Below are 5,842 nucleotides of genomic sequence, written 5' to 3' on the forward strand. Positions count from 1 at the left end.
GCCCGCCGCTCCACCGCCGGTGGTGATCCAGCCCACGCCGGCGCCGAGCAATTCGCCCGTGCTCGCCGATGATCCGACGATCAAGAGCCTGAGCGAAAAGCTGGACAAGAATCCCGACGACGCAGCGGCGCTGTATCGCCGCGGCCAGGTCTATGCCAGCAAGGGGGCCTACGACCTCGCGGTGAAGGACTTCACCAATTCGCTGCGGCTGAACCCGAAGGATGTCGAGGCCTATAACAACCGCTGCTGGGTCCGCACCGTGATCGGCGACCTGCAGGCGGCGCTGAAGGACTGCAACGAGGCGCTGCGGCTGCGTCCGAACTTCGTCGATGCGCTCGACAGCCGCGGCTTGATGAACCTGAAGGGCGGGCAGAACAAGAACGCGATCGCCGATTTCGACGCCGCGCTGAAGATCAACCCGCGGCTGACCTCGTCGCTGTACGGGCGCGGCCTCGCCAAGCAGCGCAACGGCGCGGTCGCGGAGGGCGATCTCGACATCGCCAACGCCAAGGCGATGGACCCGAACATCGTCAAGGAATTCGCCGACTACGGTGTGCAGTGACAGACCGACGAAGACCTGCCCGCGGCTCGAACCGCGGACGGAGTTGCGCGACTAATCAGAGGGTGCGTGCCGGGCAGCAACGCCGGCGATCAATCTGAATAGTTGCCTGGAACCGCGCCAGCTTGCGCAAGAGGGACCGAAATGTTCAAGCCGTCGGCAAAGGCCGCGATCGTTTCAATCATGACCGTCGGCGCCGCGCTGTCGTTCGGCATGGCCGTCGCCCATGCCGGCGACGTCACCGAAGATCAGATCATCAAGGCGCTGACGCCCGACAAGAAGCCGCTGACCCGCGGCCTTTCGGCCGGCCCGCAGACCACCTCGCCGGAGCTGAATGCCGACCAGGCCAAATTCGTGCAGAGCGTTCGCGGCCGCGCCACCCGCTCGCTGTCCTCGGCGGAACGCGAGGAAATCGCGACCATCGTCCAGGACAAGCCCAAGATCGATCTCGAGATCAACTTCGACTACAACTCCGCCGACATCAGCGCGAAGTCGCTGCCGTCGGTGCAGGCGCTTGGCCGCGCCTTGACCAATCAGGACCTGAAGGGCTCGACCTTCGTGGTCGCCGGCCACACCGACGCCGCGGGCGGCGAGGATTACAATCAGGGTCTCTCGGAGCGCCGCGCCGACGCCATCAAGCGCTATCTCGTCGACAAATACGGCATCAACGGCACCGATCTTGTCACCGTCGGCTATGGCAAGAGCAAGCTGAAGGACCCGAGCCACCCGATGGCGGAGGTGAACCGGCGCGTGCAGGTCGTGAACGTGGAAAACAAGGCCACCGCCGCCAAGTGATGGGCGGTGGCGTGGCCCCTTTTTGAGGTTACAATGCGCCCCGCACCCCGGCGGGGCGCATTGCTTTTGGGCCAATGCCGTTGGGCCGAGACCCAAAGCGGCCCACAGGTGGCCCGCCTCACATGACGTCAGGGCATGATCCGGAAAATGGCACCGGCCTTCCGAATGCCCAGGCAGTACGATAGCGAGCGTGATGAGACTTCGACCAACACCCATGATGCGCCAAGCTCTGGATTGATCAGGCGATGAATTTTTCCCAATACCTCAAACCTGCGCTCGGCACGGTGTTTTTCCTCGCCCTCGCGATCGCCTATTACGCGTTCGAGCACCGCTCCCATCCGGAGGAGAAGGAGACGCCGGGCCAGGCCCTGGTCGTGGTGACGAAGTCGACCAATGCCTGCTTCTCCGACATGGTCCGCGTCACCGGCTTCATCGTGGCGCGCCGCGAGGCGCAGGTGAATGTCGACCAGGACGGCTCCAAGGTCATCGACGTGCTGGTCCGCGAGGGCGATACCGTGACCGAGAACCAGGAACTGGCGCGGCTGACCCCGCCGCCGCAGCAGGCCGCACAGGCCAATGCCAAGCCGCTTGTACTGCGGGCGCCGGCGGCCGGCCTCGTCACCGAAGTGCGCACCGCGCCCGGCGCGCCGGCCTCGCCGCAGGGTCCCCCGATGTTCAAGATCTCCATCAATAACGAGATCGAGCTCGATGCCGAAGTGCCGGGCTTCCAGCTCCTGAAGCTCAACCCCGGCGCCAATGTGCGGATCAGCCGCGACGATGCGCCCGACATGGTCGGCAAGGTTCGCCAGATCTCGCCGCAGATCGACCGCACCACCCAGCTCGGGCATGTCCGCATCACCATCAACAACAATCCGACGCTGAAGGTCGGCATGTTCGCGCGCGCCAATATCGACGCCAAGCGCTCTTGCGGGGTCGCGGTGCCGCGCACCGCGATCGACCGCCTGACCCTGCAGGTCGTGAAGGGCAACACCGTCGAGACCCGCCGGGTGCGCGTCGGGCTGACCTCCGACACCTCGACCGAAATCCTTGAAGGCCTCGACGTCGGCGAAATCGTCGTGGCCGACGCTGGCACCTCGCTGCATGACGGCGACCAGATCAAGACCATGTTCGCCGACGAACTCGATCGCACGCGATCACGGTAATTCGGGCACGCTAATGGCTTTGAACATCTCGGCATGGTCGATCCGGAACCCGCTTCCCTCGATCGTCTTCTCGATCATCCTGCTCGTGCTGGGCTGGGTCTCCTTCACCAAGCTCGCGGTGACGCGGCTGCCGAGCGCCGACATTCCGGTGATCTCGGTCGCGGTCTCGCAATTCGGCGCCGCACCGTCGGAACTTGAATCGCAGGTCACCAAGACCATCGAAGACGGCGTTTCCGGCGTCGAGGGCGTGCGCCACATCTCCTCCTCGATCACCGACGGCCTGTCGGTGACCACGATCCAGTTCGCGCTGGAGACCAACACCGACCGCGCGCTCAACGACGTCAAGGACGCGGTGACGCGCGTGCGCGCCAATCTGCCGCAGAACGTCACCGAGCCCCTGATCCAGCGCGTCGACGTGATCGGCCTACCGATCGTGACCTATGCGGCGATCTCGCCCGGCAAGACGCCGGAGCAGCTGTCCTATTTCGTCGACGACGTGGTCAAGCGCGCCCTGCAGGGCGTGCGCGGCGTCGCCCAGGTCGAACGCATCGGCGGTGTCGAGCGCGAGATCCTGGTCTCGCTCGATCCCGACAAGCTGCAGGCGGTGGGCCTCACCGCGGTCAATGTCAGCCAGATCCTGCGCGGCACCAATGTCGACGTCGCCGGCGGCCGCGCCGAGATCGGCAAGAACGACCAGGCGATCCGCACGCTCGCCGGCGCCAAGACGCTGAACGAGCTCGCCGGCACCATGATCCCGCTGTTCGGCGGCGGCGAGATCCGGCTCGACGATCTCGGCACCGTCACCGACACCATCGCCGACCGCCGCACCTTCGCCCGCTTCAACGGCGAGCCGGTGGTCGCGCTCGGCATCAAGCGCTCCAAGGGCGCCAGCGACGTCGTCGTCGCGGCCGCGGTGCAGAAGCGGATCGACGCGCTGAAGGTCGCCTATCCCGATGTCGACCTGAAGCTGATCGACACCTCGGTCGAGTTCACCAGGGGCAATTACGAGGCCGCGATCTCGACCTTGTTCGAGGGCGCGATCCTCGCCGTGATCATCGTGCTGCTGTTCCTGCGCGACATGCGCGCCACGATCATCGCGGCGGTCTCGCTGCCGCTGTCGATCTTCCCGGCATTCTGGGCGATGGACCTGCTCGGCTTCTCGCTCAACCTCGTCTCCTTCCTCGCCATCACGCTCTCGACCGGCATCCTGGTCGACGATGCCATCGTCGAGATCGAGAACATCGTCCGCCACATGCGGATGGGCAAGACGCCTTATCGTGCCGCCCTCGAAGCCGCCGACGAGATCGGCCTTGCGGTGATCGCGATCTCGCTCACCATCATCGCGATCTTCGCGCCGGCGAGCTTCATGTCAGGGATCGCCGGGCAGTTCTTCAAGCAGTTCGGCATCACCGTGTCGGTGCAGGTGTTCTTCTCGCTGCTCGCCGCGCGCTTCGTGACGCCGATGCTGGCCGCCTATTTCCTCAAGCATCACGACCACGACGATCCGCCGCCCGGCCCGATCCTGCGCGGCTATCACAGCCTCGTCACCTGGTCGGTGAAGCATTACTTCGTCACCGTACTGATCGGCTTTGCGATCTTCGCCGCGTCGATCTGGAGCATCACGCTGCTGCCGCAGGGCTTCCTGCCGGCGCAGGACACCGCGCGCTCGCTGCTGGCGATGGAGCTGCCGCCCGGCTCGCAGCTCGCCTACACCGAGAAAGTCACCGAGGAGATCGTGGCGCGGCTGCGCAAGCGGCCCGAGGTACGAAGCGTGTTCGTCGATGGCGGCCGGGTGCCGCCGGGCCTGCAGGAGGTGCGCCGCGCCGCGCTGATCATCAACTACACGCCGAAGGCCGACCGCAAGATCACCCAGCGCGAGCTCGAACTGTCGATCGGCAAGGAGCTCGATAACGTTCCTGACATCAGGTTCTGGTTCCTCGACGAGAACGGCCTGCGCGCGATTTCGCTGGTCGTCACAGGTAACGACAGCAACATCGTCAACAACGTCGCCAGCGAACTCGCGACGCAGATGAAGCGGATTCCGATCATCGCCAACGTGATCTCGGAGACCGCGCTCGACCGGCCCGAGCTGCGCATCCGCCCGCGTGCCGAGCTCGCGGCCCGGCTCGGCGTCTCGACCGAGAGCCTGTCGCAGACCATCCGCGTCGCCACCATCGGCGATGTCGGTCCGGCGCTGGCGAAGTTCGACGCCGGCGACCGCCAGGTGCCGATCCGCGTCCAGCTCGAGGACAATGCGCGCAGCGACCTGCAGATGCTGGAGCAACTGCGGGTGCCGCTCGGCCAACGGGGCGAGCGCGGCGGCGTGCCGCTCTCCGTGGTCGCCGACATCCAGCTCGACCAGGGCCCGACCAGCATCAACCGCTACGACCGCGAGCGGCAGGCCACCGTCGCGGCCGATCTCGTCGGCAACGCCGCGCTCGGCGACGCCACCAAGCTGATCTACGACCTGCCGGTCATGAAGAGCCTGCCGAAGGGCGTGAAGGTCAGCCCGTCCGGCGACGCCGAGAGCCTCGCCGAGCTGTCCGACGGCTTCGCCACCGCGATCACCGCCGGCCTGATGATGGTCTATGCCGTGCTGGTGCTGCTATTCGGCACCTTCCTGCAGCCGATCACCATCCTGTTCTCGCTGCCGCTCTCGATCGGCGGCGCGATCGGCGCGCTGCTGTTGACCGGCAAGCAGCTCACCACGCCGGTATGGATCGGCATCCTGATGCTGATGGGCATCGTCACCAAGAACGCCATCATGCTGGTGGAGTTCGCGGTGGAGGCGATCCGCGACGGCAAGGCGCGCGAGGAAGCCATGATCGACGCCGGCATGAAGCGCGCCCGCCCGATCGTGATGACCACGATCGCGATGGCCGCCGGCATGATGCCGTCAGCGCTCGCGTTCGGCGCCGGCGGCGAATTCCGCTCGCCGATGGCGCTCGCAGTGATCGGCGGCCTGATCTTCTCGACCGCGCTGTCGCTGGTGTTCGTGCCGGCGATGTTCATGGTGATGGACGACATCGGCAGCCTGATCTGGCGCTTCGGCAAACGGTTCGTGGTCTCGCATGCCGACCACGAGCTGACGCCGAACGAGAAGCAGGCTGACGAGACCAAGCGGCCGCCCGGTCCACCGAACATGATCTCGCCCGCCGCGGAATGAGCTGAGGCCACGGCGCGACCAGAGTATGGTGCCGCTGATCGGTTTCGCGTCAGACTGGCTGCACCTCTCCCGCTTGCGGGGGAGGTCGCATCGCATCAAAGATGCGATGCGGGTGGGGGCTCTATCTGCAATGTGACTCGTGGAGAGAGCCCCCACCCC

General features: G+C 66.0%; 4 protein-coding genes. All 4 read left to right on the forward strand.

Annotated features, from left to right (window positions below):
* A partial coding sequence (locus AC1VNY_RS41955) for a tetratricopeptide repeat protein (RefSeq protein ID WP_482409589.1) occupies nucleotides 1-562 on the forward strand: 562 nt, incomplete at its 5' end.
* Nucleotides 563-703: 141 nt separating this feature from the next.
* Entirely contained in the window at nucleotides 704-1,354 is a 651-nt protein-coding gene (locus AC1VNY_RS41960; RefSeq protein ID WP_028343656.1) for an OmpA family protein, read from the forward strand.
* A gap of 245 nt (nucleotides 1,355-1,599) precedes the next feature.
* On the forward strand, nucleotides 1,600-2,517 hold the full coding sequence (locus AC1VNY_RS41965; protein WP_482409590.1) for an efflux RND transporter periplasmic adaptor subunit: 918 nt from the start codon (nucleotides 1,600-1,602) through the stop codon (nucleotides 2,515-2,517).
* A gap of 13 nt (nucleotides 2,518-2,530) precedes the next feature.
* A complete protein-coding gene (locus tag AC1VNY_RS41970) occupies nucleotides 2,531-5,683 on the forward strand; it encodes an efflux RND transporter permease subunit (RefSeq protein ID WP_482409591.1) in 3,153 nt (1,050 codons plus the stop codon).
* Nucleotides 5,684-5,842: the final 159 nt, after the last annotated feature.

This window comes from Bradyrhizobium ferriligni, from assembly GCF_056837965.1.